At 59.6% G+C, this 23513-nt stretch carries 27 protein-coding genes; 19 read left to right on the plus strand and 8 right to left on the minus strand.

All coding sequences use genetic code 11. From position 1 onward, the window contains the following. Nucleotides 1-179: 179 nt before the first annotated feature. The gene (locus tag HMPREF3140_RS24115) at nucleotides 180-575 is read left to right on the plus strand and encodes a lysozyme inhibitor LprI family protein (RefSeq protein ID WP_002898886.1); all 396 of its coding nucleotides are present in this window, start codon (nucleotides 180-182) and stop codon (nucleotides 573-575) included. On the opposite strand, the gene rutR is transcribed toward HMPREF3140_RS24115, so the two are convergent. After that, nucleotides 572-1210: an HTH-type transcriptional regulator RutR gene (rutR, locus tag HMPREF3140_RS24120; RefSeq protein WP_002898883.1), complete on the minus strand. Its 639-nt coding sequence runs from the start codon at nucleotides 1208-1210 to the stop codon at nucleotides 572-574. The genes HMPREF3140_RS24115 and rutR overlap by 4 nt on opposite strands. A 284-nt stretch (nucleotides 1211-1494) precedes the next feature. On the opposite strand from rutR, the gene rutA reads away from it, so the two are divergent. From rutA to rutG, 7 genes are read left to right on the plus strand one after another with little or no spacing between them, the layout of a single operon-like run. Continuing rightward, nucleotides 1495-2586, plus strand: a complete 1092-nt coding sequence (gene rutA / locus HMPREF3140_RS24125; protein ID WP_004179293.1) for a pyrimidine utilization protein A — start codon at nucleotides 1495-1497, stop codon at nucleotides 2584-2586. Continuing rightward, nucleotides 2586-3296, plus strand: a complete 711-nt coding sequence (gene rutB / locus HMPREF3140_RS24130) for a pyrimidine utilization protein B (RefSeq protein WP_004176609.1) — start codon at nucleotides 2586-2588, stop codon at nucleotides 3294-3296. The genes rutA and rutB overlap by 1 nt, the downstream gene beginning before the upstream one ends. Continuing rightward, a complete protein-coding gene (gene rutC, locus HMPREF3140_RS24135; protein ID WP_002898877.1) occupies nucleotides 3289-3681 on the plus strand; it encodes a pyrimidine utilization protein C in 393 nt (130 codons plus the stop codon). The genes rutB and rutC overlap by 8 nt, the downstream gene beginning before the upstream one ends. Further along, on the plus strand, nucleotides 3678-4481 hold the full coding sequence (rutD, locus tag HMPREF3140_RS24140) for a pyrimidine utilization protein D (protein WP_004179289.1): 804 nt from the start codon (nucleotides 3678-3680) through the stop codon (nucleotides 4479-4481). Before rutC ends, rutD begins: the two co-directional genes overlap by 4 nt. Beyond that, nucleotides 4478-5068: a malonic semialdehyde reductase gene (locus HMPREF3140_RS24145; protein WP_032411224.1), complete on the plus strand. Its 591-nt coding sequence runs from the start codon at nucleotides 4478-4480 to the stop codon at nucleotides 5066-5068. Before rutD ends, HMPREF3140_RS24145 begins: the two co-directional genes overlap by 4 nt. Before the next feature lie 10 nt (nucleotides 5069-5078). Further along, the gene (gene rutF / locus HMPREF3140_RS24150) at nucleotides 5079-5573 is read left to right on the plus strand and encodes an NADH-dependent FMN reductase RutF (RefSeq protein WP_004176611.1); all 495 of its coding nucleotides are present in this window, start codon (nucleotides 5079-5081) and stop codon (nucleotides 5571-5573) included. 21 nt (nucleotides 5574-5594) lie between these two features. Then, the gene (gene rutG, locus HMPREF3140_RS24155) at nucleotides 5595-6917 is read left to right on the plus strand and encodes a pyrimidine utilization transport protein G (protein ID WP_004211313.1); all 1323 of its coding nucleotides are present in this window, start codon (nucleotides 5595-5597) and stop codon (nucleotides 6915-6917) included. A 405-nt stretch (nucleotides 6918-7322) separates the two neighbouring features. Here rutG and HMPREF3140_RS24160 read toward each other — a convergent pair whose 3' ends face one another. Beyond that, entirely contained in the window at nucleotides 7323-8261 is a 939-nt protein-coding gene (locus tag HMPREF3140_RS24160) for a DMT family transporter (protein ID WP_004199515.1), read from the minus strand. A 162-nt stretch (nucleotides 8262-8423) separates the two neighbouring features. After that, the gene (locus HMPREF3140_RS24165; protein WP_002898708.1) at nucleotides 8424-8597 is read right to left on the minus strand and encodes a con-10 family general stress protein; all 174 of its coding nucleotides are present in this window, start codon (nucleotides 8595-8597) and stop codon (nucleotides 8424-8426) included. An 87-nt stretch (nucleotides 8598-8684) separates the two neighbouring features. Here HMPREF3140_RS24165 and HMPREF3140_RS29000 point away from each other — a divergent pair, with 87 nt between their 5' ends. From HMPREF3140_RS29000 to HMPREF3140_RS24180, 3 genes are all read left to right on the plus strand, one after another. Beyond that, nucleotides 8685-8816, plus strand: coding sequence for a hypothetical protein (locus HMPREF3140_RS29000; RefSeq protein ID WP_032411222.1), 132 nt, complete (start codon nucleotides 8685-8687; stop codon nucleotides 8814-8816). A 216-nt stretch (nucleotides 8817-9032) separates the two neighbouring features. Then, nucleotides 9033-9629, plus strand: coding sequence for an NAD(P)H:quinone oxidoreductase (gene wrbA, locus HMPREF3140_RS24175; protein ID WP_002898704.1), 597 nt, complete (start codon nucleotides 9033-9035; stop codon nucleotides 9627-9629). A 20-nt stretch (nucleotides 9630-9649) separates the two neighbouring features. Next, nucleotides 9650-9877, plus strand: a complete 228-nt coding sequence (locus tag HMPREF3140_RS24180) for a YccJ family protein (protein ID WP_002898701.1) — start codon at nucleotides 9650-9652, stop codon at nucleotides 9875-9877. 67 nt (nucleotides 9878-9944) lie between these two features. Here the strand turns inward: HMPREF3140_RS24180 and agp are convergent, their stop codons facing one another. Further along, nucleotides 9945-11192 carry a bifunctional glucose-1-phosphatase/inositol phosphatase gene (gene agp / locus HMPREF3140_RS24185; protein WP_004191023.1) on the minus strand — a complete coding sequence of 416 codons (1248 nt, stop codon included), beginning with the start codon at nucleotides 11190-11192 and terminating at the stop codon, nucleotides 9945-9947. A 152-nt stretch (nucleotides 11193-11344) separates the two neighbouring features. Here agp and HMPREF3140_RS24190 point away from each other — a divergent pair, with 152 nt between their 5' ends. Both HMPREF3140_RS24190 and HMPREF3140_RS24195 read left to right on the plus strand, forming a co-directional pair. Next, a complete protein-coding gene (locus tag HMPREF3140_RS24190) occupies nucleotides 11345-11794 on the plus strand; it encodes a winged helix-turn-helix transcriptional regulator (protein ID WP_004141456.1) in 450 nt (149 codons plus the stop codon). 115 nt (nucleotides 11795-11909) lie between these two features. Continuing rightward, the gene (locus HMPREF3140_RS24195) at nucleotides 11910-12698 is read left to right on the plus strand and encodes an SDR family NAD(P)-dependent oxidoreductase (protein WP_032411221.1); all 789 of its coding nucleotides are present in this window, start codon (nucleotides 11910-11912) and stop codon (nucleotides 12696-12698) included. Between the two features lie 20 nt (nucleotides 12699-12718). On the opposite strand, the gene HMPREF3140_RS24200 is transcribed toward HMPREF3140_RS24195, so the two are convergent. Next, a complete protein-coding gene (locus tag HMPREF3140_RS24200; protein ID WP_002898602.1) occupies nucleotides 12719-12940 on the minus strand; it encodes a hypothetical protein in 222 nt (73 codons plus the stop codon). Nucleotides 12941-13196: 256 nt separating this feature from the next. Between HMPREF3140_RS24200 and HMPREF3140_RS28475 the strand changes: the two genes are divergently transcribed. Then, complete coding sequence (locus HMPREF3140_RS28475) at nucleotides 13197-13319, plus strand: small membrane protein (protein WP_002898600.1); 123 nt, start codon at nucleotides 13197-13199, stop codon at nucleotides 13317-13319. Nucleotides 13320-13437: 118 nt separating this feature from the next. On the opposite strand, the gene HMPREF3140_RS24210 is transcribed toward HMPREF3140_RS28475, so the two are convergent. Both HMPREF3140_RS24210 and HMPREF3140_RS24215 read right to left on the minus strand, forming a co-directional pair. After that, the gene (locus HMPREF3140_RS24210; protein WP_004141463.1) at nucleotides 13438-14829 is read right to left on the minus strand and encodes an APC family permease; all 1392 of its coding nucleotides are present in this window, start codon (nucleotides 14827-14829) and stop codon (nucleotides 13438-13440) included. A gap of 353 nt (nucleotides 14830-15182) precedes the next feature. Beyond that, the gene (locus HMPREF3140_RS24215; RefSeq protein ID WP_002898595.1) at nucleotides 15183-16604 is read right to left on the minus strand and encodes a glutamine synthetase family protein; all 1422 of its coding nucleotides are present in this window, start codon (nucleotides 16602-16604) and stop codon (nucleotides 15183-15185) included. Nucleotides 16605-16829: 225 nt separating this feature from the next. Here HMPREF3140_RS24215 and puuD point away from each other — a divergent pair, with 225 nt between their 5' ends. The 4 genes from puuD (at nucleotide 16830) to HMPREF3140_RS24235 (ending at nucleotide 21256) form a co-directional block, all read left to right on the plus strand. Further along, nucleotides 16830-17582, plus strand: coding sequence for a gamma-glutamyl-gamma-aminobutyrate hydrolase (puuD, locus tag HMPREF3140_RS24220; RefSeq protein WP_020802183.1), 753 nt, complete (start codon nucleotides 16830-16832; stop codon nucleotides 17580-17582). Between the two features lie 25 nt (nucleotides 17583-17607). After that, complete coding sequence (puuR, locus tag HMPREF3140_RS24225; RefSeq protein WP_002898590.1) at nucleotides 17608-18165, plus strand: HTH-type transcriptional regulator PuuR; 558 nt, start codon at nucleotides 17608-17610, stop codon at nucleotides 18163-18165. A 320-nt stretch (nucleotides 18166-18485) separates the two neighbouring features. Further along, nucleotides 18486-19973, plus strand: coding sequence for an aldehyde dehydrogenase PuuC (gene puuC / locus HMPREF3140_RS24230; protein WP_020802179.1), 1488 nt, complete (start codon nucleotides 18486-18488; stop codon nucleotides 19971-19973). A gap of 2 nt (nucleotides 19974-19975) precedes the next feature. Further along, the gene (locus tag HMPREF3140_RS24235) at nucleotides 19976-21256 is read left to right on the plus strand and encodes an NAD(P)/FAD-dependent oxidoreductase (protein WP_002898585.1); all 1281 of its coding nucleotides are present in this window, start codon (nucleotides 19976-19978) and stop codon (nucleotides 21254-21256) included. On the opposite strand, the gene HMPREF3140_RS24240 is transcribed toward HMPREF3140_RS24235, so the two are convergent. Next, nucleotides 21253-22215: a LysR substrate-binding domain-containing protein gene (locus HMPREF3140_RS24240; protein WP_165454729.1), complete on the minus strand. Its 963-nt coding sequence runs from the start codon at nucleotides 22213-22215 to the stop codon at nucleotides 21253-21255. The genes HMPREF3140_RS24235 and HMPREF3140_RS24240 overlap by 4 nt on opposite strands. Nucleotides 22216-22297: 82 nt before the next feature. Between HMPREF3140_RS24240 and HMPREF3140_RS24245 the strand changes: the two genes are divergently transcribed. After that, nucleotides 22298-23383, plus strand: a complete 1086-nt coding sequence (locus HMPREF3140_RS24245; RefSeq protein WP_032411217.1) for a tartrate dehydrogenase — start codon at nucleotides 22298-22300, stop codon at nucleotides 23381-23383. Nucleotides 23384-23513 lie beyond the last annotated feature (130 nt).

The following is a 23513-nucleotide window of genomic DNA, read 5'->3' on the forward strand; positions in this document are numbered from 1 at the left end:
CTCCCCGGTGGCGCTGCGCTTACCGGGGCTACCTACCACCGCCAAAGGGTAGCCCGGATAAGGCGCGGTGCGCCGCCATCCGGGCAATCAATCTGCGCTGCGATCAGCTAATGACAGCCGACGTCAGCTGTGTTTAATTAAGGCTCCCGGACGGGAGCCTTAATTATGGGAGCAGAACAATGAAACGCACGTTATTTGCCGTGATGGCCCTGCTGGCCAGCGGCGCGGCGCTGGCGGACGAGTGCAGCAGCGCCAACACCCAAACCGAAATGAATCAGTGCGCGGCTGCGCAGTATCAGGCGGCCGATAAAAAACTGAACGACACCTGGCAGCAGGCCCTGCAGCGGGCGGTGGGTAAACAACAAACATTACTGAAGCAGGCGCAGCAGGCATGGATCGCCTTACGCGACGCCGACTGCGCCTTTCTCGCGTCCGGCGCCGAAGGCGGCAGCATGCAGCCAATGCTGGTCAGCCAGTGCATGACCGATAAGAGCGTGGAGCGGGAGTCTTTCCTCGCCTCGCTGCTACAGTGCGAGGATGGCGATCAAAGCTGCCCGCTGCCGCCCGCCAATTAACGGACGCGAATGCCTTCGATAATCATCCGCTGGACATTATCGACCGTTTGTTCAAAAAAGGCCGCATCCTGCAGCGTGGCGCCGGTGACCGCCTCCACCTGGGTGGCGAAGTCGGCGTAATGCTGGGTGGTAGCCCAGATCATAAAGATTAAATGCTGTGGATCGACCGGCGCCAGCTTGCCGCGGTCGATCCAGCCGGAGACTATCGCCGATTTTTCGTCGACCAGCGCTTTCAGATCCCCGGTCAGTTCGCCCATCAGCAGCGGCGCCCCCTGCAGCATCTCGAGGCAGAAGAGCTTCGAGGCCTGGGGATGATCGCGGGACACCTCCAGCTTCAGGCGAATATATTCGCGGATCGCCACCAGCGGGCTGATATCCTCACGAAAGGCCTTCAGCGGCGCCAGCCAGATGGCGAGGATCTGCTGCAGGACTGCCACATACAGCGCCTCTTTCGAAGGGTAGTAATAGAGCAGATTGGTTTTCGATACCCCGGCGCGTTCAGCCACCTGCTCCAGCCGCGTACCGTGAATACCAAATTGCGAAAATGCCTCCAGCGCGGCGGCCAGGATGGCCTCCTTTTTGGCGCTGACCGCTTGTGAACGTTTGCCGCTTTTCTTCACCGCGCCCTGTGCCATACATCCTCTCCTTCAGTTGACGCCACCAGCATAGCAAAAGCCCTGCGCCGACACGACCCCATGCCCCCTGATTGCGCATGACTGCCGTTTTTTCGTGCACTGATTTTGACCATCCAGTCCACTTTTTTATCGTCCTTTTTAGCAACTCAAAAGTAACACATTAATAACATTAGCATTTATAAAACTGGCATCGCCTTTGCTTTACCTTTTCTGCGAGGTGGTCCAGGGAGAGGCAGGATGCCGCACCATCGCAACCCATCTTCCATGACTGCAGAGAGGTAGGTATGAAAATTGGTGTTTTCGTTCCCATTGGCAACAACGGCTGGCTGATCTCCACCCATGCCCCGCAGTATATGCCGACCTTTGAACTGAATAAGGCCATCGTGCAGAAGGCCGAGCACTACCATTTCGACTTCGCGCTCTCCATGATCAAACTGCGCGGCTTCGGCGGGAAAACTGAATTCTGGGATCACAACCTGGAGTCCTTCACCCTGATGGCCGGCCTGGCCGCGGTGACCTCGAAGATCCAGATCTACGCCACCGCCGCCACCCTGACGCTGCCGCCGGCGATTGTCGCCCGGATGGCCTCCACTATCGACTCCATCTCCGGCGGCCGGTTTGGCGTCAATCTGGTGACCGGCTGGCAAAAACCGGAATATGACCAGATGGGCATGTGGCCGGGAGATGACTATTTCGCCAGCCGCTATGACTATCTCACCGAATACGTCCAGGTGCTCCGTGACCTGTGGGGCACCGGGCGCAGCGATTTCAAAGGTGACTACTTCACCATGAACGACTGCCGGGTCAGCCCGCGCCCGTCGCAGCCGATGAAGGTGATCTGCGCCGGGCAGAGCGATGCCGGGATGGCCTTCTCCGCCCAGCATGCGGACTACAACTTTTGCTTTGGCAAAGGGGTCAACACGCCAACGGCCTTTGCCCCGACCGCCGCACGCATGATGCAGGCGGCGGAAAAAACCGGCCGCGACGTGGGGTCCTATGTGCTGTTCATGGTGATCGCCGACGAAACCGACGAGGCGGCGCGCGCCAAATGGGAACATTACAAAGCGGGCGCCGATGAAGAAGCGCTGGCGTGGCTCACCGAGCAGAGTCAGAAAGATACCCGCTCCGGCAGCGATACCAACGTGCGCCAGATGGCCGACCCCACCTCGGCGGTCAACATTAACATGGGCACCCTGGTCGGATCGTATGCCAGCGTCGCCCGTATGCTTGATGAAGTAGCGAGCGTGCCCGGCACCGACGGCGTGCTGCTGACTTTTGATGATTTTCTTGCCGGCATTGACGCCTTTGGCGAACGCATTCAGCCGCTGATGCGCTGCCGGAACCACATTGCTTCTGTTACCCGTGAGGTGGCCTGATGATTACCCTTCCCGCTCGCCCGGAATCCCTGACCTTCGCGCCGCAGCAGAGCGCGCTGATTGTGGTCGATATGCAGAACGCCTACGCCAGCCAGGGCGGTTATCTGGATCTCGCCGGCTTTGACGTCTCCGCTACCCGGCCGGTTATCGACAATATTAATACCGCCGTCGCCGCCGCTCGCGCCGCGGGTATGTTGATTATCTGGTTCCAGAATGGCTGGGATGATCAGTATGTTGAAGCCGGCGGCCCGGGCTCGCCGAACTATCACAAATCCAACGCGCTGAAAACGATGCGTCAGCGTCCGGAGCTGCAGGGCAAGCTGCTGGCGAAAGGCGGCTGGGATTATCAGCTGGTGGACGAGCTGACGCCGCAGGAAGGCGATATCGTGTTGCCGAAACCGCGCTACAGCGGCTTCTTTAACACCCCGCTCGACAGCATTTTGCGCAGCCGCGGCATACGCCACCTGGTGTTCACCGGGATCGCCACCAACGTCTGCGTCGAATCGACGCTGCGCGATGGCTTCTTTCTCGAATACTTCGGCATCGTGCTGGAGGATGCCACCCATCAGGCCGGCCCGGCCTTCGCCCAGCAGGCGGCGCTGTTCAATATTGAAACCTTTTTCGGCTGGGTCAGCGACGTCGAGAGCTTCTGCCACGCGCTGTCCCCCGCCGCCCCGCTGGCTTTAGCCAAGGAGAAACGTTATGCCTAAACAGGTGATTATTCCGCCAGGCACCACCGCGCCGATTGCCCCCTTTGTTCCGGGGACGCTCGCCGACGGGGTGGTCTACGTCTCGGGCACCCTGCCGTTTGATAAGCAAAACAATGTGGTGCACATCGGCGACCCAAAGGCGCAAACCCGCCACGTGCTGGAGACCATCAGGAGCGTTATCGAAACGGCGGGCGGGAGTATGGCGGATGTGACTTTCAACAGCATCTTTATCACCGACTGGACAAATTACGCCGCGATTAACGAGGTCTACGCCGAGTTCTTCCCCGGCGATAAACCGGCGCGCTTCTGCATTCAGTGCGGACTGGTGAAGCCCGATGCGCTGGTGGAAATCGCCAGCGTCGCCCATATCGGTACCCCGACATGATGAGGCTCAATATTGCTCCGGCTCCGTGGCCCGGCGCGCCGGTGGTGGTCCTCAGCGCCGGTCTGGGCGGGGGCGGCGGCTACTGGCTGGCGCAGCGCGCGGCGCTGGAGGAACAGTATCAGCTGGTGAGTTATGACCATAACGGGACCGGGGAGAACGCCGGTCCGCTGCCCGCCGACTACAGCCTGGCGACGATGGCCGGGGAGCTGTTCAGCGCTCTGCAAGCGGCGGGGATCGCCCGCTTCGCGCTGGTGGGCCACGCCCTGGGGGCGCTGATTGGCCTGCAGCTGGCGCTCGATCGCCCCGAGGCGGTGAGCGCCCTGGCGCTGGTCAACGGCTGGCTGTCGCTGTCGCCGCATACCCGCCGCTGCTTCCAGGTGCGCGAGCGTCTGCTGCATGCCGGCGGCGCGCAGGCGTGGGTCGAAGCGCAGCCGCTATTTCTCTACCCGGCGGAATGGATGGCCGCGCGCCTGCCGCGCCTCGAAGCGGAAGATGCGCTTGCCATCAGCCATTTTCAGGGCAAAGAGAATCTGCTGAAGCGGCTACAGGCCCTGAAGCAGGCTGATTTTTCACGCCGTGCGTCGGCCATCGCCTGCCCGACGCTGATTATCAGCGCCGCTGACGACCTGCTGGTCCCCGCCTCCTGCTCCCGCGTGCTGCAGACGGCGATCCCCGGCAGCCAGCTCGTGGAAATGCCGTGGGGCGGACATGCCTGTAACGTCACCGACGCCGATACCTTTAATACCATTTTACGCGACGGGCTGTCCGCTATGCTGCCGGTCGCCAGGGAGACCCGATGAACGACGCGATAAACCACACGGCCTGCGAGACGCTGTTTACCCAGGCCCGGACCCACAACGGCTGGCTGGATAAGCCGGTGAGCGATGCGCAGCTGCAGGCCGTCTGGGACCTGATGAAAATGGGGCCGACTTCCGCCAACTGTTCGCCAGCGCGCATCGTGTTCGTGCGCAGCGCGGAAGGCAAAGAGAAACTTCGCCCGACGCTCTCCAGCGGCAATCTGCAGAAAACCATGCAGGCGCCGGTGACCGCCATCGTGGCGTGGGATAGCGCCTTCTACGACCGGCTGCCGAACCTGTTTCCCCACGGTGACGCCCGCAGCTGGTTTACCTCCAGCCCGCAGCTGGCGGAAGAGACCGCGTTTCGCAACAGCTCCCTGCAGGCGGCGTATCTGATTTTTGCCTGCCGGGCGCGGGGCCTCGACACCGGGCCAATGTCCGGTTTTGACCGGGAAAAAGTCGACGCGGCATTTTTTGCCGACAACGGCTGGAAAAGCAATCTACTGGTGAATATCGGCTATGGCGACCCCGGCAAGCTGTACGGCCGCCTGCCGCGCCTGTCCTTTGATGAAGCCTGCCTGCTGGCATAAGGAGTTTACGATGGAGTTAACGGACAAAGCGAGTTTCCGTGACGCCATGGCCCACGTCGGCGCCGCGGTTAACATTATTACCACCGATGGCCCGGCGGGCCGGGCGGGATTCACCGCCAGCGCGGTCTGCAGCGTTACCGACACGCCGCCGACCCTGCTGGTCTGCCTGAACCGCTCGGCTTCGGTGTGGCCGGTGTTCAGCGAACACCACACGCTGTGCGTCAATACCCTGGCGGCCGGACAGGAGGCCCTGTCGACGCTGTTTGGCGGTAAAACGGCAATGGACGAGCGTTTTGCCGCCGCCGACTGGCAGACCGGCGCCACCGGCTGTCCGCGGCTGGAGGCGGCTCTGGTCAGCTTTGACTGCCGCATCGACCAGCGCGTCAGCGTCGGGACGCACGACATTCTGTTTTGTCACGTCGTGGCCATTACCCGTCACCCGGAGCCCCGGGGACTGATGTGGTTTGACCGCGGCTATCACACGCTTATGCGACCCGCTTGTTAACCTTTAACCCGGGATATCATCATGGCACTCTTCGATTTTCCTCGCTGGAAGCTGACCTCTCCTGCCGCCGAATCCGGCGTTGTCGCCCCCGATGAACGCTTGTCGGCCGGGCAAACGCTGGTGATGGGCGTGCAGCACGCCGTTGCGATGTTCGGCGCGACGGTGCTGATGCCGTTGTTGATGGGGCTCGACCCGAACCTGTCTATTCTGATGTCGGGCGTCGGCACCCTGCTGTTCTTTGTCGTCACCGGCGGACGGGTGCCGAGCTATCTCGGCTCCAGCGCCGCTTTTGTCGGGGTGGTGATCGCCATTACCGGCTTTAACGGCCAGGGGCTGAACCCTCATCTGAGCGTCGCCCTTGGCGGGATCATCGCCTGCGGGCTGGTCTACACCCTGATTGGTCTGGTGGTGATGAAGATCGGCACCCGCTGGATCGAGCGCCTGATGCCGCCGGTGGTGACCGGCGCGGTGGTGATGGCTATCGGCCTGAACCTGGCGCCGATTGCCGTGCGCAGCGTCTCCGCCAGCGCCTTCGACAGCTGGATGGCGGTGTTAACTGTGCTCTGCATCGGCATAGTGGCGGTATTTACCCGCGGGATGCTGCAGCGACTGCTGATCCTGGTCGGCCTGATCGTCGCCTGCGCGCTGTACGCCCTGCTGGCTAACGGCCTGGGCCTTGGCAAACCGCTGGACTTCTCCCCCCTCGCCCAGGCGGCGTGGTTCGGGCTGCCGCACTTTACCACCCCATCCTTTAACGGCCAGGCGATGATGTTGATTGCGCCGGTCGCGGTGATCCTGGTGGCCGAGAACCTCGGGCACCTGAAGGCCGTCGCCGGGATGACCGGGCGCAATATGGACCCGTACATGGGGCGCGCCTTCGTCGGCGACGGGCTGGCGACCATGCTCTCCGGTTCGGTGGGCGGCAGCGGGGTCACCACCTATGCGGAGAACATCGGCGTCATGGCGGTGACCAAGGTCTACTCAACGCTGGTGTTTGTCGCCGCGGCGCTGATTGCCATGCTGTTGGGTTTCTCGCCGAAGTTCGGCGCATTAATCCACACCATTCCCGGGCCGGTAATCGGCGGCGCCTCGATCGTGGTCTTTGGCTTAATTGCCGTCGCCGGGGCGCGGATCTGGGTGCAAAACCGGGTGGATCTGAGTCAAAACAGCAATTTGATCATGGTGTCGGTGACCCTGGTGCTGGGCGCCGGCGATTTCGCGCTGTCGCTGGGCGGCTTTACGCTGGGCGGGATTGGCACGGCCACCTTCGGGGCGATCCTGCTGCACGCGCTGCTTCATCGCGGGACGCGCGAGGCGAAGGAGGCCAGGGTAACGCCGGTGTAAGCCACATTAGCGCGGCGTTGGCGCAGGGAGCGGTGTGGGCCTGGGTGGTGTGATCCTGTAGGCCGGATAAGGGATTTATGCCGCCATCCGGCACCACCACGGGCACGGAACCTGACCGCCCGGCGGCGCTGCGCTTGCCGGGCCTGGAGACTGCCACGGCCTTCCGGGAATGTCTCAGCGATTTTGAGGCCGTAAGCACCGGCAGTTTCAGCAAGAAAGGTGAATAAATTAACGGCAGGTCGTACGAACGTAGGCCGGGTAAGGCGCAGCCGCCACCCGGCATAAACGCGACGCCGTGCCTAGAGCCATCGCCCGGCGGCGCTGCGCTGGCACGGGCCTGGAGACAATCAGAGCCGGACGAGTACCAGCCAGGATAAGCGCCGCTGTCGGGTCAGAAGGAAAATATTATGGCTCGCGGCGATCGGCCAGGTCAGCGAGCGGCTGCGCATCGTCGTTTGTGGAAACCTGCGGCGGCGACTTGCGCTTCCACTTCAGCTCGCTCACCAGCACTCCCGCGAGGATCAAAACGCAGCCGAGCAGGGCCAGCAGCGGCAGACGCTCACCGGCCAGCCGGCCAAAAATACCGGCCCATACCGGTTCACCGGTATAAATAAGGGTGGCCCGCGTCGGCGAGACGCTGCGCTGCGCCCAGTTCATGGTCACCTGAATGATCGCGCTGAAAATCCCCAGCCCCAGCGCGACGCCGAGCAGGGCCGGCGTCAACGACGGCACCGATTCACCCGCCGGCTTCATGGCGGCGAAAGCCACCAGCGACGCGGTCGCCAGCTGCACCACCGTCACCCGGCGGACATCGACTTTCCCGGCCCAGGCGCTGATAAGGATAATCTCCGCCGCGATCGCCACCGCGCTTGCCAGAGTGATCATCTCCCCCACGCCAAGCGCCAGCAGATTATTTTCCGGCCCGGCCAGCAGAATTAAACCAATAAAGGCCAGCACAATCCCCACGCAGGACATCACCCCCGGCATACGTCCCAGGCACAGCCACTGCAGCAGCGGCACCAGCGGCACATACATCGCGGTGATAAAGGCAGATTTACTGCTGGAGATGGTCTGTAGTCCCCAGGTCTGCAGGCCATACCCCAGCGCAATCGCCACGCCAATCGCTACCCCGGCCTTCACCTCCAGCCACGTCAGACCGCGCAGAGTGCGCAGCGAAAGCAGGCCCACCGCCAGCGCGGCGGTCGCGAAACGCAAACCGACAAAAAACAGCGGCCCGCTGAGGCTCACCGCGTACTGTACGGCAAGGAACGTCCCTCCCCAGAACATGGTGATCATGATAAGGAGCGCTTCCTGGCGGCTAACGGAGAATTTTAACGAAGACATAAGACAGCCATGACGATTAACGGGCGACCAGTGTGCAATCCGCCCGGCGGGAGCGCAACCACTGACAGATAAAAAAACCGCCGGCAGATGCCGGCGGCGAGGGCGATGCGGTTGGGTCGGGGAGATTAACGCCGCATCAAAGAGAACAGTGCGAGTCGCGCGTTAACTTTCACGACTACCATGACTGTTTTTACCCCCTTTTTTGCCAGCCTCTGAGGCGCGCTGAGGGTCATTTTTAAAATTCCCCCCGCTATGCTGGCCACCTTTACGTCCTGCTTCTGATGCTCTTTCACGGTCTTCGGCAAAGTTGCCGGAACCGCCACGATGGTTTGCCATTACTGACCTCCATTAGGTTAGACATCATAGTGCATTACGCGGGAGCGGCGACGCCGCTGTCCTGCCGCGTATCTATAAGGTTAGTGAATGACTGCGGCTGACGGCGGCGAATGTAATATCCAGAAACAAAGCCGGGCGAAAAAAGCTTCCTCGCGCCGCGAACCGCTCCTAACCGACTCTGCTGGCGAAGAAAAAATAGTCAGCAAAAATGTATCCTGATGCTACATCCTCGCCGCAGCGGCCAAAATAGCAGGCGCAACGCTTCCTCCTTCACTTCCTTTCAGGCCGCGCGGTGCAAGGAAAAGTAAATAACGCTTTGTCATTTTGTTATAAATCAAACAAATGCCCGTTGGATTTGCACTCTCCGGCGGAGGCTTTATCTTTAAAGGTACCAGCTATTTTGCTGGCTTATAATGCAACCGAGGAGTGATGGAAATGGCTAAAATTCTGGTGCTTTATTATTCCATGTATGGACACATTGAAACCATGGCTCACGCCGTCGCCGATGGGGCGAACCGGGTGGACGGCGTTGAGGTGGTTGTGAAGCGCGTGCCGGAAACCATGCAGGCTGAAGCATTCGCCAAAGCAGGCGGGAAAACGCAAAACGCGCCCGTCGCCACGCCGCAGGAGCTGGCAGAGTATGACGCCATCATCTTTGGTACCCCGACGCGCTTCGGCAACATGTCCGGTCAGATGCGTACTTTCCTCGATCAAACCGGCGGTCTGTGGGCGTCCGGCGCTCTGTATGGCAAAATCGCCAGCGTATTTAGCTCAACCGGTACCGGCGGCGGCCAGGAACAAACCATTACCTCGACCTGGACGACGCTGGCCCACCACGGCATGATCATCGTCCCGATCGGCTATGGCGCCCAGGAGCTATTCGATATCTCCCAGGTACGCGGCGGTACCCCTTATGGCGCAACCACCATCGCCGGCGGCGACGGCTCGCGGCAGCCGAGCGAGGAAGAGTTAGCCATCGCCCGCTATCAGGGTGAACATGTCGCCAAACTGGCCGTTAAACTGCACGGCTAATCTTCTGCAGGAGGAGCACTATGCCAACTCAAGAAGCAAAAGCACATCGCGTCGGCGAATGGGCAAGTTTACGTAACACCTCACCGGAAATTGCCGAGGCGATTTTCGAAGTCGCCCACTACGATGAGAAACTGGCGGAGCAAATCTGGGAGGAAGGCAGCGACGAAGTGCTGGCGCTGGCCTTTGCCAAAACCGATAAAGACAGCCTGTTCTGGGGCGAACAGACGATTGAGCGTAAAAACGTCTAGGAGGTTTATCCCCACCTGGGCTCACCCTAACCTGCTAAAAAACCCGGAGTGCTCCGGGTTTTTTTCGTTATTTCGCCGCCTCGTTGATCACCTTTTTAAAGGTCTCCAGCGGGCAGAATCCCTGGTCATCAACCGGACAGCCGTTAAGCGCCAGAGTGACCCGCTGCGGCGGGGCCTGCAGGGTTAACGCGTCGGCGTTACGCAGTTGCTCGGTACTTTGATAGACATACTCAATCTTCATCAGATCGCGATTGCCGGCGCTGTCATGCCAGCGCTGAAACAGCAGTTTGCCGCCGATAGGAGTGCGCTCATACTGGCCGGGCAGTTGATAGGGCTTAAAGTCCAGGGCGGTGAGCAGCGAAGCGATATTCGAGTCGTGTCCCACCAGCAGCGTGACTTTCGCCTTGCTGGCTCCCTCGCCCACCAGCGCGTTATCGATATATTTAACCAGCGGTTTGGCGACGTTTTGCGCCACCGCCACCGAGGTAAACAGACTATCCTGATAGCCATTTTTCAGCTTCGACAGCACTCGCCACTGCTTATCGCTGGCGATCTCCCCCCACGCCACCTGATCTTTCGGGAAGCCTTCATAATATTGCAGGGTGAAGGCGTCTACCAGCGAGTTGCCCACCTTCAACGGTCCGGACACTCCCGGCTCCTGCTGATAACCGGCGCTAAAGGTATCTTTACCCTCGCTCAGGGAACAGACCTTCTTCTCTTTGCAGGAGGGCGAGTTGCGGTAATCGATCATCGTCTCCAGCAGCTTGTAGCTCTCGGTCAACTGCATTCCCTGGCGCTCTTTTTCCATCGCCTGCAGCGCTTTCTCGCGAAACGCCGGGGAGTCGTCGGTAATAACCGGGTTGAAGGTCGGGTCCATGGTGCCCATCTGAGGCTGGTGATGCACCGGGATGCCGCAGCCCGGGAACGCGCCGGTGATAAAGAACTGCGCGGTGGCGACGGTGCGCTGCAGGCTGTTAGCGTAGGCATAAACCGCGTTTTCCGGCGGGCACTCGCCGCTGGTCACCAGCTTCTGCTGCGCCAGCCATTCGCGCATATAGTGGCCCATATACACCTCCAGCACACCGCCTTTGGTGGTCAACTGGCCGCCCGGCACATCCCACTGCGGCCAGGCCTTGGCGGTGGACTGCTCCAGCACGCTGCCGTTATTGGCCAACGGCGCACGCAGGTTGTGACGACTCATGATCAGCACCTGCTGCAGCTGATACCCCTCCGGAGCGGCCGTGTCCTGCGCCTGAGCGCCAGCGGATAACATCACCGCGCCGGCAACGGCGGCGGCAAGTAGACGTTTTTTCATCCCTTCATCCTTAGTCATTTATTATCATCGCGTTAATTGTGCCGGATTTATGACATTTTTCCTGGTAATCGCTCGCAAACTTAGACCGTAGCCGAAAATTTCCCCTGCCAGGCAAAGAGTTTTATAATGAAACAATTAACCTGGAGGCTTTCGTGAAACGTACCCGTCTGGAAAACAGCTGTTGCCCTATCGCCCGCTCCCTCGACGTTATCGGCGACTGGTGGTCGCTGCTGATCGTCCGCGATGCTCTGCGCGGGGTGCGCCGTTTTAGCGAATTCCAGAAAAACCTCGGTATCGCCAAAAACATGCTCGCCGGGCGGCTGAAAATGCTGGTGGATGAAGGCATCCTGCGCCTGCAGCCGGCCTCCGACGGCAGCGCCTGGCAGGAGTATGTCCTGACCGATAAGGGCCGTGCCCTGCAAACGGTGCTGGTCGCCCTCTCCCAGTGGGCAGACGACTATCTGTTCGATCCTGACGAACCGGCGACCCGGCTCATTGACCGCCAGCAGCGCCAGCCCCTGCGTAAGCTGGTCCTGCAGGCGGCAGATGGCCGTGAGCTGGCCCCGGCGGACATCACCATCGCTATCCCGCTGAACGACTAAACGCTGCCCGCGACAGGCAAAAATGAAAAAGTCCTGGCAAAATGGTTGCATTATTAAACCTAATATCTCATGCTGAATTTGGTTTAATAATGCAACCTTTTACGAGGTATTTCTCATGACCCAACCATCGCACACAGCTTTTATCACCGGCGCGTCCTCAGGTATCGGCGCGATCTATGCCGAACGACTCGCCGCCCGCGGCTACAACCTGATCCTCGCCGCCCGTCGTGAAGACCGTCTGCAGGCGCTCGCCGACCAGCTGCAGGCGCGCTACGCCATCCAGGCAAGCATCCTCAAATCCGATCTTAGCGAAGAGCACGGGATTGCCGCCGTAGAGCAGCGTCTGCAGCAGGATCCCGCCATCGACCTGTTCATTAACAACGCCGGCACCGCTAAATTGGCGGGTTTTCTCGCCAGTACGCCACGCGAGCACCAGGCGATTCATACGCTCAACACCACCGCGCTGCTGCGTCTGAGCTATGCCGCGCTGGCCGCTTTCACCCCACGACGCCGGGGGACGCTGATCAATATTGCCTCTATCCTCGCGCTGCATACGCTGCCGGGCAGCGCAGTCTACAGCGCCAGCAAAGCCTGGGTGTTGAGCTTCACCCGCGGCCTGCAGGAGGAGTTTGCCGACAGCGGCGTGCGTATTCAGGCGGTATTACCGGCGGCGACCGCTACCGATCTGTGGCCGACCTCCGGCGTGGCGCTGGACGCTCTGCCCAGCGGCACGGTAATGACCACCGAGGATCTGGTTGACGCCGCTCTCAGGGGGCTGGAGATGGGGGAACAGGTCACCTTACCACCGGTTCATGACCTGGGACTGTGGGAGACTTTTGAGCAGTCCAGACTGGCGCTGTTTACCAGCGCGCGAACCGGACAGCCTGCGCCGCGGTATCGATAAGCGGCACCGTGCGGCGGGCGCTACTCCGGTAGCGGAACCGCCGTCAGGGTACAGATCGCCTCGTGCTCGCCGCCGCGGCGATCGGTAATCACCACCTTATCGCCCGCCTTTTTGCCTTCACACGGCTTGAGGACCTGCTCCACGATCCGCTCGCGGCTCGCCTGACGTTCACTTTCAGCCTGACTGGCGAAGGCAGACAGCGCCAACGCTACGCCCAGCAGGCTGAGGGTTTTCTTATACATGACTGACTCTCAGATCGTTCTTATTCGCGGTCAGCGTAACTCGCTATAGGCCGCACTTCTGTAAAATCACTTAACGGAGTGTTACGCCATTTCAGGTGAAACCCAGGCGGTCACATCCCTGCGGGAAATATTTTATCACAACCCCGCCGCCGGATATTCTCGCGATGAGGCGTCATCTTTCAGACATATCCCGATGTTATCTTCACACAGAGCCCTGTATCTTTTTCCCTTTCCAAACAGAATATTAGGTTGGTCTATGTCGGGTCTTATTCTCTTTATCGTCGCGGTGGCGCTGCTGGGCGTCGCCATCTACAGCCTGGTGTCGTACCTCAAAGAGCGGCGCGCCAGTCAGTTACCTGTCCATAAAAAGAAGAAATAATACCTTCCGTTCCCCACCGTTTTCTGCTGATTTCTTTACCGTCCTGTACTGTCCCTTACCGAAGCCAAAACGAAAGCAGGCCTGCGGGCCTGCCTTCGTTCAGTTTATGCCTCAGAACCTATGACTCCCAGGCCTGCTCCGCTTTAGCGGCATCAAACTGCGGCGGCGGTTTGCGGAAGCGTCGGGTCAGATAAGTCAGGTACAGCAGACCAAGCGCCGCCCACACCAGGCCGAGCGTCAGGGAGGTGGCCTCGAGATTGATCCACAATACCCCGACCGTCAACGCCCCGACCATCGGCAGCAGCAGATAATGCAGTCGATCCTTCCAGGTTTTGTTGTACCCCTTGCGCCGCCAGAAGTGGTTGAACACCGACAGGTTAACGAAGGTGAAGGCCACCAGCGCGCCGAAATTAATCAACGCGGTGGCGGTCACCAGGTCGAAGAACAGCGCCGACAGCGCAACGATGCCCACCATAATCACGTTCAGCGCTGGGGTACGCCATTTCGGATGCACATAGCCAAAAATGCGCTCCGGGAAGACGTTGTCGCGGCCCATCACGTACAGCAGACGGGAGACGCTGGCATGGGAGGCCAGGCCGGACGCCAGGGTGTTAACAAAGGTGGTGCACAGGAAAATCGACTGGAACAGCTTGCCGCCCACGTACAGCGCAATCTCCGGCAGCGCGGCATCGGGGTCTTTAAAGCGATGAATATCCGGGAAGAACAGCTGCATAAAGAACGACGCGACGATAAAGATAATGCCGCCGTACATCGCGGTGAGAAAAATTGCCTTCGGGATCACCCGCGCGGCGTCAGGGGTCTCTTCCGACAGGGTGGTCACCGCGTCGAAGCCGAGAAACGAGAAGCAGACAATGGTCGCGCCGGTAATAATCGGGATCAGATGCGCATTCTGGCTGATAAACGGCTGCAGCGACCAGACGGTACCCACCCCCTCGCCTTTATGCAGCCCCTGCACCACCAGAATGACAAACACCACCATGATCGAAATCTGCACCAGCACGAACAGGGTATTGAAGTTGGCCACCAGGTTAACGCTTTTCAGGTTCGCGGCGGTCAGAATAGCGACAAAGGTCACTACCCACACCCACGGCGGCACTTCGGGGAACAAGGCCGAGAGATAGATCTTCGCCAGCAGGACGTTGATCATCGGCAGAAACAGATAATCCAGCAGCGACGACCAGCCAACCATAAAGCCGACGTGCGGACTGATGGATTTTTGCGCGTAGGTATAGGCGGAACCGGCTTCCGGAAACTGACGCACCAGTTTGCCGTAGCTGATGGCGGTGAACAGCACGCCAGCCAGCGCCAGCAGATAAGACGCCGGAACGTGGCCATTGCTGATGCCGGAGACGATGCCGAAGGTATCAAACACCGTCATTGGCGTCAGATAGGCCAGCCCCATCATCACCACTTGCCAGAGTTTGAGGGATTTACGCAGACGCGGTCTGCCCGCCTGAGCGGCGTTATGCGCCGGAGGATTAATAGCCATCGCCCATCCCCCCCTTGCTGTTAACAGTTTGCGGGCCCAACGTCCGCGTGACAAACCTGCTTAGCAAAGGGGTAAGGCGTAGATAAAAGGGTAAGACGGACCGGTAAGCGGTAGCTGGCTGGCATCCAATGCGGCCTGAGCGGCCTCCCTCTCCCTGCGGATATTTGAACATCTGCATCATCTCATTTCCTCGTCACACACTGTGTCGTTAACTGAAGCCCCGTTGCCGCCTGCGCTCCTTAACGCGACATCCGGGAAATGGCTGGGCTCCCAGCAAAAACGTCGGCCAGGCTCCGCTCAGGCCGTATGATGCTACTGATTACCAAACTTATGGGCCCCTCGCGGGGCAACCATCAGGCGTTTTTCAACATCCACTCAATTTCGGTTTCTGTGATAAGACGCTCAAACTGCAGTAATTCATCATGCTTACAGGCATGGAAAACATGGCAGAAACGCTCGCCGAGGCGCTCACGCAAGTGATCGTTCTGCATAAACTCCCACAGCGCATCGCTCTGGCGGATCGGGAACGGCAGGCCCTCTTGTTCCAGACCGTTACCTTCCACTTCTTCCTGTAAAGGCAGCTGGGGGTTATCCAGCCCGTGCAGAATGCCGGCGAAAATCGCCGCCATCACCAGATACGGGTTGGCGTCCGCCCCCGCGACGCGATACTCCACGCGGTGGTTCTGCCGCTCGCCGCACGGAATACGCAGCGCGACGGTGCGGTTGTTATGCCCCCACGAAGCCTGCGTCGGGACGTACATCCCCGGCTGGAAGCGGCGATACGAGTTCACGTTCGGCGCCAGCAGCGCCATCGAAGCCGGCATCAGATCGATCATCCCGGCCAGCGCGCGTTTGAGCAGCGCAGAGTCTTCCCCATCGCCGTCCACCAGCACGTTTTCCCCTTTATTGTTCAGCATGCTGATGTGGATATGCATCCCACTGCCGGCATGCTCTTCATAAGGCTTCGCCATAAAAGTGGCGTGCATCTTATGCTTCTCCGCCATCAAACGCACGAGACGTTTTAACGCCAGCGCATCATCGCAGGCGTCCAGCACGTTATCGGTATGGTGAAGGTTGATTTCAAACTGGCCCGGCGAGGCTTCCGCCACCGCGCCATCGGCGGGGATCAGCTGCAGTTTGGCCAGCTCGTCGATGTCGTTGAGCACGTCGGCGAAGTGGTTAAGGTTATCGACCGAGTAGACCTGGCTTTGGGTGTTGCGATCGTCGGTGCCCGGCGCACACGGCGGCTGCAGGTAGCCTTCGGCATCGCGTTTGCGGTCCAGTAAATAGAACTCCAGCTCTACCGCTACCACGGGGAACAGCCCGCGCTGGCGCAACTGCTGCCAGAGGCGGTTGAGTACGTTCCGCGGCTCAACGTCAAAGGGAGCGCCATCTTCATCAACCATGGTTAGCTGTACCTGGGCTATCGATTGTGGGTCAGCCGCCGAAGGGGTTAAGGTGCCGGGTACCGGGATGCAGCTGCGATCCGGCTCGCCCATCTCCTGGCCCAGACCGGCCTCTTCCACCACATTGCCGAGAATATCCATCGCAAACACCGAGGCCGGGAAATAACAGCCTTTCTCCAGTTTGCTCAGGCCGGCAACCGGGATGCGCTTGCCGCGGAAGCAGCCGTTCAGGTCAGTGAGGAGGACATCGACATACTGGGTATCAGGGTAGGTTTCGAGGTAGCGCTTCACTTCTTTCGCGAACGCGCTAACCCGTCTCTCTTCCGTTTGCTGAACAAAATTCTCAACTTCTACGATATTGGTTTCCATGATTCACCGCCGTTGGTTGGGTTTCGGTCCTGCACTCAGGCCGTTAAATATAATGTCCACCCCATCGACTGTGTATGCAAATAAATTGTTTGTCAAATGTTAAATTAAGTTTGCAAAGGGCTATTTCCACTGCTAGATTGAGAAAATATTGAACGATATGGCCGTTAAACCCGCTATAGCGGTCATAATTTAGTCCACTTTGTGAGGGCGATCATGGAAAATATAATGTACAAGCCAGTTATTGGCGTCGTGATGTGTAGAAACAGGCTTAAGGGTCACCAGACCCAGACCTTGCAAGAAAAGTACCTGAATGCAATTGTTAACGCCGGCGGACTGCCGATTGCCCTGCCGCATGCGCTGGCGGAGCCGGAGCTACTGAACGCGGTCGTTGATAAACTGGACGGGATCTACCTGCCAGGCAGCCCCAGCAATGTGCAGCCGCACCTTTATGGTGAAAACGGCGATGAGCCTGACGCCGACCCCGGGCGTGATCTTCTGAGCATGGCGCTGATTAACGCCGCGCTCGAAAGGCGCATCCCCATTTTCGCCATCTGTCGTGGACTGCAGGAACTGGTTGTCGCCACCGGCGGGACTCTGTATCGTCGTCTGTTCGAGCAGCCTGAGCTCCTTGAACATCGCGAAGATCCTGAACTGCCCGTCGAGCAGCAGTATGCGCCGTCCCATCAGGTTGAGGTTCAGGAAGGAGGATTGCTGTCGCAATTGATACCGGGCTGCAACACGTTTTGGGTAAACTCGCTACATGGGCAAGGGGCAAAAACCCTCAGTCCGCAGCTGCGTGTGGAGGCGCGAGCGCCGGATGGACTGGTGGAAGCGGTCAGCGTGAACGATCATCCTTTCGCGCTGGGCGTACAGTGGCATCCAGAATGGAACAGTAGCGAATACGCCCTGTCGCGTATGTTGTTTGATGGTTTTATCACCGCCTGTCAGGGCCATCATGCTGAAAAGCGGCGGCGCTGACCACTACCGTTAAGGAAATGCAAATATGAGCGATGACGGACTGGCGCCAGGGAAACGTCTGTCAGAGATCCGCCAACAGCTGGGTCTCTCACAGCGTCGTGCCGCCGAACTGTCTGGGTTAACACATAGTGCCATCAGCACCATAGAGCAGGATAAAGTCAGTCCTGCCATCAGTACGCTGCAAAAGCTGCTGAAAGTCTATGGGCTGTCGCTCTCGGAATTCTTTTCTGAACCCGAAAAGCCGGACGAACCCCAGGTGGTCATTAATCAGGATGACCTGATTGAGATGGGAAGTCAGGGCGTTTCCATGAAGCTGGTTCATAACGGAAATCCGAACCGTACGCTGGCGATGATTTTTGAAACTTACCAGCCTGGAACTACGACCGGGGAGAGGATTAAGCATCAGGGTGAGGAGATAGGCACCATACTGGAAGGTGAGATCGTGCTGACCATTAACGGTCAGTCGTACCACCTGGTGGCTGGACAAAGCTATGCCATTAATACCGGCATTCCGCACAGCTTCAGCAACACCTCGGCAGGCATCTGCCGCATCATCAGTGCCCACACCCCCACCACATTCTGATTATTTCGCCTGAACGAGGTTCAGGCTTACTTCAGGCCTGTCGCGACGGAAAATCTATTTTCGTCGCGGCGAAGAACTCGTAGTAATAACGTCTGCGCCGTACGGAATATTATTTCCTGTTGGCCCTGAAATTATTAACGCCAGTGAATGGCGACTCGCTCCTGAATAATTCGGGTTGCAAACAACCCGTCAAAACTCAGGAGAATAAAACGGTATTCAACTCCGGGGATACGCTATGCCCTGCGCCCGACGCAGTGCCCCCGTGCAGCCTGAAAACGCCGCACTGATTAATTTGCCGATAATGTTTTTAAGGAGTCATGATGAATTTTCAGCACCTGGCTTACTGGCAGGAAAAAGCGAAAAACCTGGCCATTGAAACGCGCTTATTTATTAACGGCGAATATTGCGCCGCGGCCGATAATACCACCTTTGAGACTATCGACCCTGCCGCGCAGCAGACATTAGCCCAGGTCGCCCGCGGTAAAAAAGCCGACGTCGAACGGGCGGTGAAAGCCGCGCGCCAGGCTTTTGATAACGGCGACTGGTCGCAGGCCTCCCCCGCACAGCGTAAAGCGATCCTCACTCGCTTTGCTGATCTGATGGAGGCCCATCGTGAAGAGCTGGCGCTGCTGGAAACGCTGGATACCGGCAAACCGATTCGCCACAGCCTGCGCGACGATATTCCCGGCGCCGCCCGCGCCATTCGCTGGTATGCCGAAGCGCTGGATAAAGTCTATGGCGAAGTGGCCCCCACCGGCAGCAACGAGCTGGCGATGATCGTTCGCGAACCAATTGGCGTGATCGCCGCGGTGGTGCCGTGGAACTTCCCGCTGCTGCTGGCCTGCTGGAAACTCGGCCCGGCGCTGGCGGCGGGCAATAGCGTAATCCTCAAACCCTCGGAAAAATCGCCGCTTACCGCCCTGCGTCTGGCCGGGCTGGCGAAAGAGGCCGGCCTGCCGGACGGCGTGTTGAACGTGGTCAGCGGCTTTGGCCACGAGGCCGGGCAGGCGCTGGCTCTGCATCCTGATGTTGAAGTCATCACCTTCACCGGCTCCACCCGCACCGGCAAGCAGCTGCTGAAAGACGCCGGCGACAGCAATATGAAGCGCGTGTGGCTGGAAGCGGGCGGCAAGAGCGCCAACATAGTCTTCGCCGACTGCCCGGATCTGCAACAAGCGGTTAGCGCCACCGCCGGCGGCATCTTCTACAACCAGGGACAGGTGTGCATCGCCGGGACCCGTCTGCTGCTCGAGGAGAGCATCGCTGACGAGTTCCTGGCGCGGCTGAAAGCTGAGGCGCAACACTGGCAGCCGGGCAACCCGCTCGATCCGGACACCACCATGGGCATGCTGATTGACAATACCCATGCCGACAACGTGCATAGCTTTATTCGCGGCGGCGAAAGTAAAAACACGCTGTTCCTCGACGGACGGAAAAACCCGTGGCCTGCCGCCGTTGGCCCGACCATTTTCGTTGACGTCGACCCGGCATCAACCCTCAGCCGGGAAGAGATCTTCGGCCCGGTGCTGGTGGTGACCCGCTTCAAAAGCGAAGAAGAGGCGCTAAAGCTCGCCAATGACAGCGACTACGGCTTGGGCGCCGCGGTGTGGACCCGCGATCTCTCCCGCGCCCACCGCATGAGCCGCCGCCTGAAGGCCGGCTCGGTCTTCGTCAACAACTATAACGATGGTGATATGACCGTTCCGTTCGGCGGCTACAAGCAGAGCGGCAACGGGCGCGATAAATCGCTGCATGCACTGGAAAAATTCACCGAACTGAAAACCATCTGGATTGCCCTGGAGTCTTGATCATGACTGAACATACCACTAGCTACTATGCCGCCAGCGCCAACAAGTATGAACCGTTCCCGACGCTGGAGGGATCCATCAACTGTGACGTCTGCGTCGTCGGCGGCGGCTACACCGGCCTCTCGTCTGCCCTGCATCTGGCCGAAATGGGCTACGACGTGGTGGTGCTGGAAGGAGCGCGCATCGGCTTCGGCGCCAGCGGCCGCAACGGCGGGCAGCTGGTCAACTCCTATAGCCGCGATATCGACGTCATTGAAAAGAACTACGGCCCGGATGCGGCAAAAATGCTCGGCAGCATGATGTTCGAAGGCGGCGATATCATCCGCGAACGCATCCAGCGGTATCAGATCCAGTGCGATTACCGCCCGGGCGGCCTGTTCGTGGCGATGAACCATAAACAGCTGGAAACCCTGGAAGAGCAGAAAGCCAACTGGGAGCGCTACGGCAACACCCAGCTGGAGCTGCTGGACAGAGAGGCCATTCGTCGCGAAGTGGACAGCGACCGCTACGTCGGCGCCCTGCTCGACCACAGCGGCGGCCATATTCACCCGCTGAACCTTGCCATCGGCGAAGCGGATGCCATTCGCCTGAACGGCGGCCGGGTGTATGAGCAGTCGCCGGTCACCCGCATCCAGCACACCAGCCCGGCGGTGGTCAGCACCGCGCGCGGCCAGGTCACCGCGCGCTACGTGATCGTCGCCGGCAACGCCTATCTCGGCGATAAACTGGAGCCGGAGCTGGCGAAACGCAGCATGCCGTGCGGCACCCAGGTGGTCACTACCGCTCCGCTGTCGGAAGAGGTCGCCCGCTCGCTGATCCCGAAAAACTACTGTGTGGAAGACTGTAACTACCTGCTGGACTACTACCGTCTGACCGGCGACAACCGTCTGCTGTACGGCGGCGGCGTGGTCTACGGCGCGCGCGATCCGGACGACGTGGAGCGGCTGATTATGCCGAAACTGCTGAAAACCTTCCCGCAGCTGCAGGGGGTGAAGATTGACTACCGCTGGACGGGCAACTTCCTGCTAACCCTGTCGCGGATGCCGCAGTTCGGGCGTCTCGATAACAATATTTACTACATGCAGGGCTACAGCGGCCACGGCGTGACCTGTACCCACCTTGCCGGACGCTTGATTTCAGAGCTGCTGCGCGGCGACGCCGAGCGTTTCGACGCCTTCGCCAAACTGCCGCACTACCCGTTCCCGGGCGGCCGCAGCCTGCGCATTCCTTTTACCGCCATGGGCGCCGCCTACTACAGCCTGCGCGACCGCCTTGGGGTTTAATCGCCTCTGCCGACGGCGCTGGCCGTCGGCTCATGCTGCGGATAGTGCAGCTGAAAGTAGTGGCGCAGAAACTCCACGGTGGTGCGGATTTTGGCCGACGTCGCCAGCCGGGAGACGTAAACCGCCCAGACGTTGGCCGGCTGCCAGTAGTCCGGCAGCACCTGCACCAGATGTCCGCTGGCGATATTCTCCCGGACGTCCCACCACGAACGGAGCGCAATCCCCTGCCCGTCCAGACACCACTGATGCACAATTTCACCATGGTTGGAGGAGAGCGGCCCGGTTACCTTGATGGCGTGCTGGCCCTCTTTGCTATGCAATTGCCAGACGCCGAACGGATGATCGCGCTCTTTAATCACCAGGCAGGGTAACGCGGCCAGATCGCTCAGCTGTTTCGGCGGCGCATGGCGGGCAAGGAACTGCGGCGAGGCGCAGAGTACGCGGTGATTGGCCGCCAGCTGGCGGGCAATCAGATTCGGTGCGATATCGTCGCCGACGCGAATATCGAGATCCAACCCTTCATTGACTAAATCCACCAGCCGGTCCTGGACATCGAAACGCAGCTCCAGCTGCGGGTACTGGAGAGCCAGCGCCGACAGCGCCGGGGCGACAACCCGACGGCCAAAGCCGAAGCTACTGATAATACGCAGCGTTCCCTGCGGCACCTGGCGCACGTCGGAAAGCTCATCCATCATCTCATCGACATCCTGCAAAATGCGCTGCGCCCATTCATAGATCCGCTCCCCCTCTTCGGTAATGGTGACCCGGCGGGTGGTCCGGTGCAGCAACATCACATTCAGGGTTTGCTCCAGCAGCGAAACCCGCTTGCTGACGAACGCCGGCGATACGCCAAGCTCCTCGGCGGCGGCGGCGAACCCGGCCCGGCGAGCGACCAGCATAAAGACGCGTAAATCATTTAGCAGCGGCAGATTATTCATGATCTGTGTTTTATGTTTCACCAGTTAGCGTGATTAATTATGAACCAGTCAATTATAGGATAGGTAGGTGGTCAAACATCATCGTTAAAAAGTGAGAACCGGAATGAAAAAAACCTGTCGTATTGCCGCCATCCCGGGTGACGGAATTGGCAAAGAAGTGCTGCCTGAAGGGATTCGCGTGCTGCAAGCCGCCGCACAGCGTTGGGATCTGTCATTGAGCTTCGAGCAGATGGAGTGGGCAAGCTGCGAATATTATGCCCATCACGGCAAGATGATGCCGGACGACTGGCGCGAGCAGCTGCAGGGCTTCGATGCCATCTACTTCGGCGCCGTCGGCTGGCCGGATACCGTTCCCGACCACATTTCGCTATGGGGGTCGCTGCTGAAGTTCCGCCGCGAGTTCGATCAATACGTCAACCTGCGCCCGGTGCGCCTGTTCCCCGGCGTCCCCTGCCCGCTGGCGGGTAAAAAGGCCGGCGATATTGATTTTTACGTGGTGCGCGAAAATACCGAAGGCGAATATTCCGCCCTCGGCGGCCGCGCCAATGAAGGCACCGAGCATGAAGTGGTGATTCAGGAGTCGGTCTTTACCCGCCGCGGCGTTGACCGGGTCCTGCGCTACGCCTTCGAACTGGCGCAAAGCCGCCCACGCAAAACGCTGACCTCCGCAACCAAATCCAATGGCCTGGCCATCAGCATGCCCTATTGGGATGAGCGGGTGGAAGAGATGGCCAAAAACTATCCCGAAATTCGCTGGGACAAGCAGCATATCGATATCCTGTGCGCCCGTTTCGTGCTGCAGCCGGAGCGTTTCGACGTGGTAGTGGGTTCTAACCTGTTCGGCGATATTCTCTCCGATCTCGGCCCGGCCTGTACCGGCACTATCGGTATTGCGCCATCGGCCAATCTCAATCCGGAGCGCAATTTCCCGTCGCTGTTCGAACCGGTTCACGGGTCGGCGCCGGATATTTACGGTAAAAATATCGCCAACCCGATCGCCACCGTTTGGGCCGGGGCGATGATGCTCGATTTCCTCGGCAACGGCGATGAGCGCTACCACGCCGCTCACGATGGCATTCTGGCGGCGATTGAGCAGACGATCGCCTGCGGACCGAAAACTCCGGACATGAAAGGCAGTGCCTCAACGCAGCAGGTTGGCGAGGCTATCTGCAAGGCCATTTTGGCGTAATTACCCCGCCGCTCCCCGGTGGCGCTGCGCTTACCGGGGCTACAATCGCGCGATAATGTAGTGTGTAGGCCGGGTAAGGCACAGCCGCCACCCGGCAAAAAAAACGGCACAGCAAGTAGCCCGGGTAAGG

The sequence above is a fragment of the Klebsiella sp. HMSC16A12 genome (assembly GCF_001808265.1).
GTDB classification, from domain to species: Bacteria; Pseudomonadota; Gammaproteobacteria; order Enterobacterales; family Enterobacteriaceae; genus Klebsiella; species Klebsiella pneumoniae.

Bases quoted from the DNA above. Each gene is read 5' to 3' on its own strand.
- HMPREF3140_RS24115 (WP_002898886.1), top strand. From the start codon at position 180: ATGAAACGCACGTTATTTGCCGTGATGGCCCTGCTGGCCAGCGGCGCG.
- rutR (WP_002898883.1), bottom strand. From the start codon at position 1,210: ATGGCACAGGGCGCGGTGAAGAAAAGCGGCAAACGTTCACAAGCGGTC.
- rutA (WP_004179293.1), top strand. From the start codon at position 1,495: ATGAAAATTGGTGTTTTCGTTCCCATTGGCAACAACGGCTGGCTGATC.
- rutB (WP_004176609.1), top strand. From the start codon at position 2,586: ATGATTACCCTTCCCGCTCGCCCGGAATCCCTGACCTTCGCGCCGCAG.
- rutC (WP_002898877.1), top strand. From the start codon at position 3,289: ATGCCTAAACAGGTGATTATTCCGCCAGGCACCACCGCGCCGATTGCC.
- rutD (WP_004179289.1), top strand. From the start codon at position 3,678: ATGATGAGGCTCAATATTGCTCCGGCTCCGTGGCCCGGCGCGCCGGTG.
- HMPREF3140_RS24145 (WP_032411224.1), top strand. From the start codon at position 4,478: ATGAACGACGCGATAAACCACACGGCCTGCGAGACGCTGTTTACCCAG.
- rutF (WP_004176611.1), top strand. From the start codon at position 5,079: ATGGAGTTAACGGACAAAGCGAGTTTCCGTGACGCCATGGCCCACGTC.
- rutG (WP_004211313.1), top strand. From the start codon at position 5,595: ATGGCACTCTTCGATTTTCCTCGCTGGAAGCTGACCTCTCCTGCCGCC.
- HMPREF3140_RS24160 (WP_004199515.1), bottom strand. From the start codon at position 8,261: ATGTCTTCGTTAAAATTCTCCGTTAGCCGCCAGGAAGCGCTCCTTATC.
- HMPREF3140_RS24165 (WP_002898708.1), bottom strand. From the start codon at position 8,597: ATGGCAAACCATCGTGGCGGTTCCGGCAACTTTGCCGAAGACCGTGAA.
- HMPREF3140_RS29000 (WP_032411222.1), top strand. From the start codon at position 8,685: ATGACTGCGGCTGACGGCGGCGAATGTAATATCCAGAAACAAAGCCGG.
- wrbA (WP_002898704.1), top strand. From the start codon at position 9,033: ATGGCTAAAATTCTGGTGCTTTATTATTCCATGTATGGACACATTGAA.
- HMPREF3140_RS24180 (WP_002898701.1), top strand. From the start codon at position 9,650: ATGCCAACTCAAGAAGCAAAAGCACATCGCGTCGGCGAATGGGCAAGT.
- agp (WP_004191023.1), bottom strand. From the start codon at position 11,192: ATGAAAAAACGTCTACTTGCCGCCGCCGTTGCCGGCGCGGTGATGTTA.
- HMPREF3140_RS24195 (WP_032411221.1), top strand. From the start codon at position 11,910: ATGACCCAACCATCGCACACAGCTTTTATCACCGGCGCGTCCTCAGGT.
- HMPREF3140_RS24200 (WP_002898602.1), bottom strand. From the start codon at position 12,940: ATGTATAAGAAAACCCTCAGCCTGCTGGGCGTAGCGTTGGCGCTGTCT.
- HMPREF3140_RS28475 (WP_002898600.1), top strand. From the start codon at position 13,197: ATGTCGGGTCTTATTCTCTTTATCGTCGCGGTGGCGCTGCTGGGCGTC.
- HMPREF3140_RS24210 (WP_004141463.1), bottom strand. From the start codon at position 14,829: ATGGCTATTAATCCTCCGGCGCATAACGCCGCTCAGGCGGGCAGACCG.
- HMPREF3140_RS24215 (WP_002898595.1), bottom strand. From the start codon at position 16,604: ATGGAAACCAATATCGTAGAAGTTGAGAATTTTGTTCAGCAAACGGAA.
- puuD (WP_020802183.1), top strand. From the start codon at position 16,830: ATGTACAAGCCAGTTATTGGCGTCGTGATGTGTAGAAACAGGCTTAAG.
- puuR (WP_002898590.1), top strand. From the start codon at position 17,608: ATGAGCGATGACGGACTGGCGCCAGGGAAACGTCTGTCAGAGATCCGC.
- puuC (WP_020802179.1), top strand. From the start codon at position 18,486: ATGAATTTTCAGCACCTGGCTTACTGGCAGGAAAAAGCGAAAAACCTG.
- HMPREF3140_RS24235 (WP_002898585.1), top strand. From the start codon at position 19,976: ATGACTGAACATACCACTAGCTACTATGCCGCCAGCGCCAACAAGTAT.
- HMPREF3140_RS24245 (WP_032411217.1), top strand. From the start codon at position 22,298: ATGAAAAAAACCTGTCGTATTGCCGCCATCCCGGGTGACGGAATTGGC.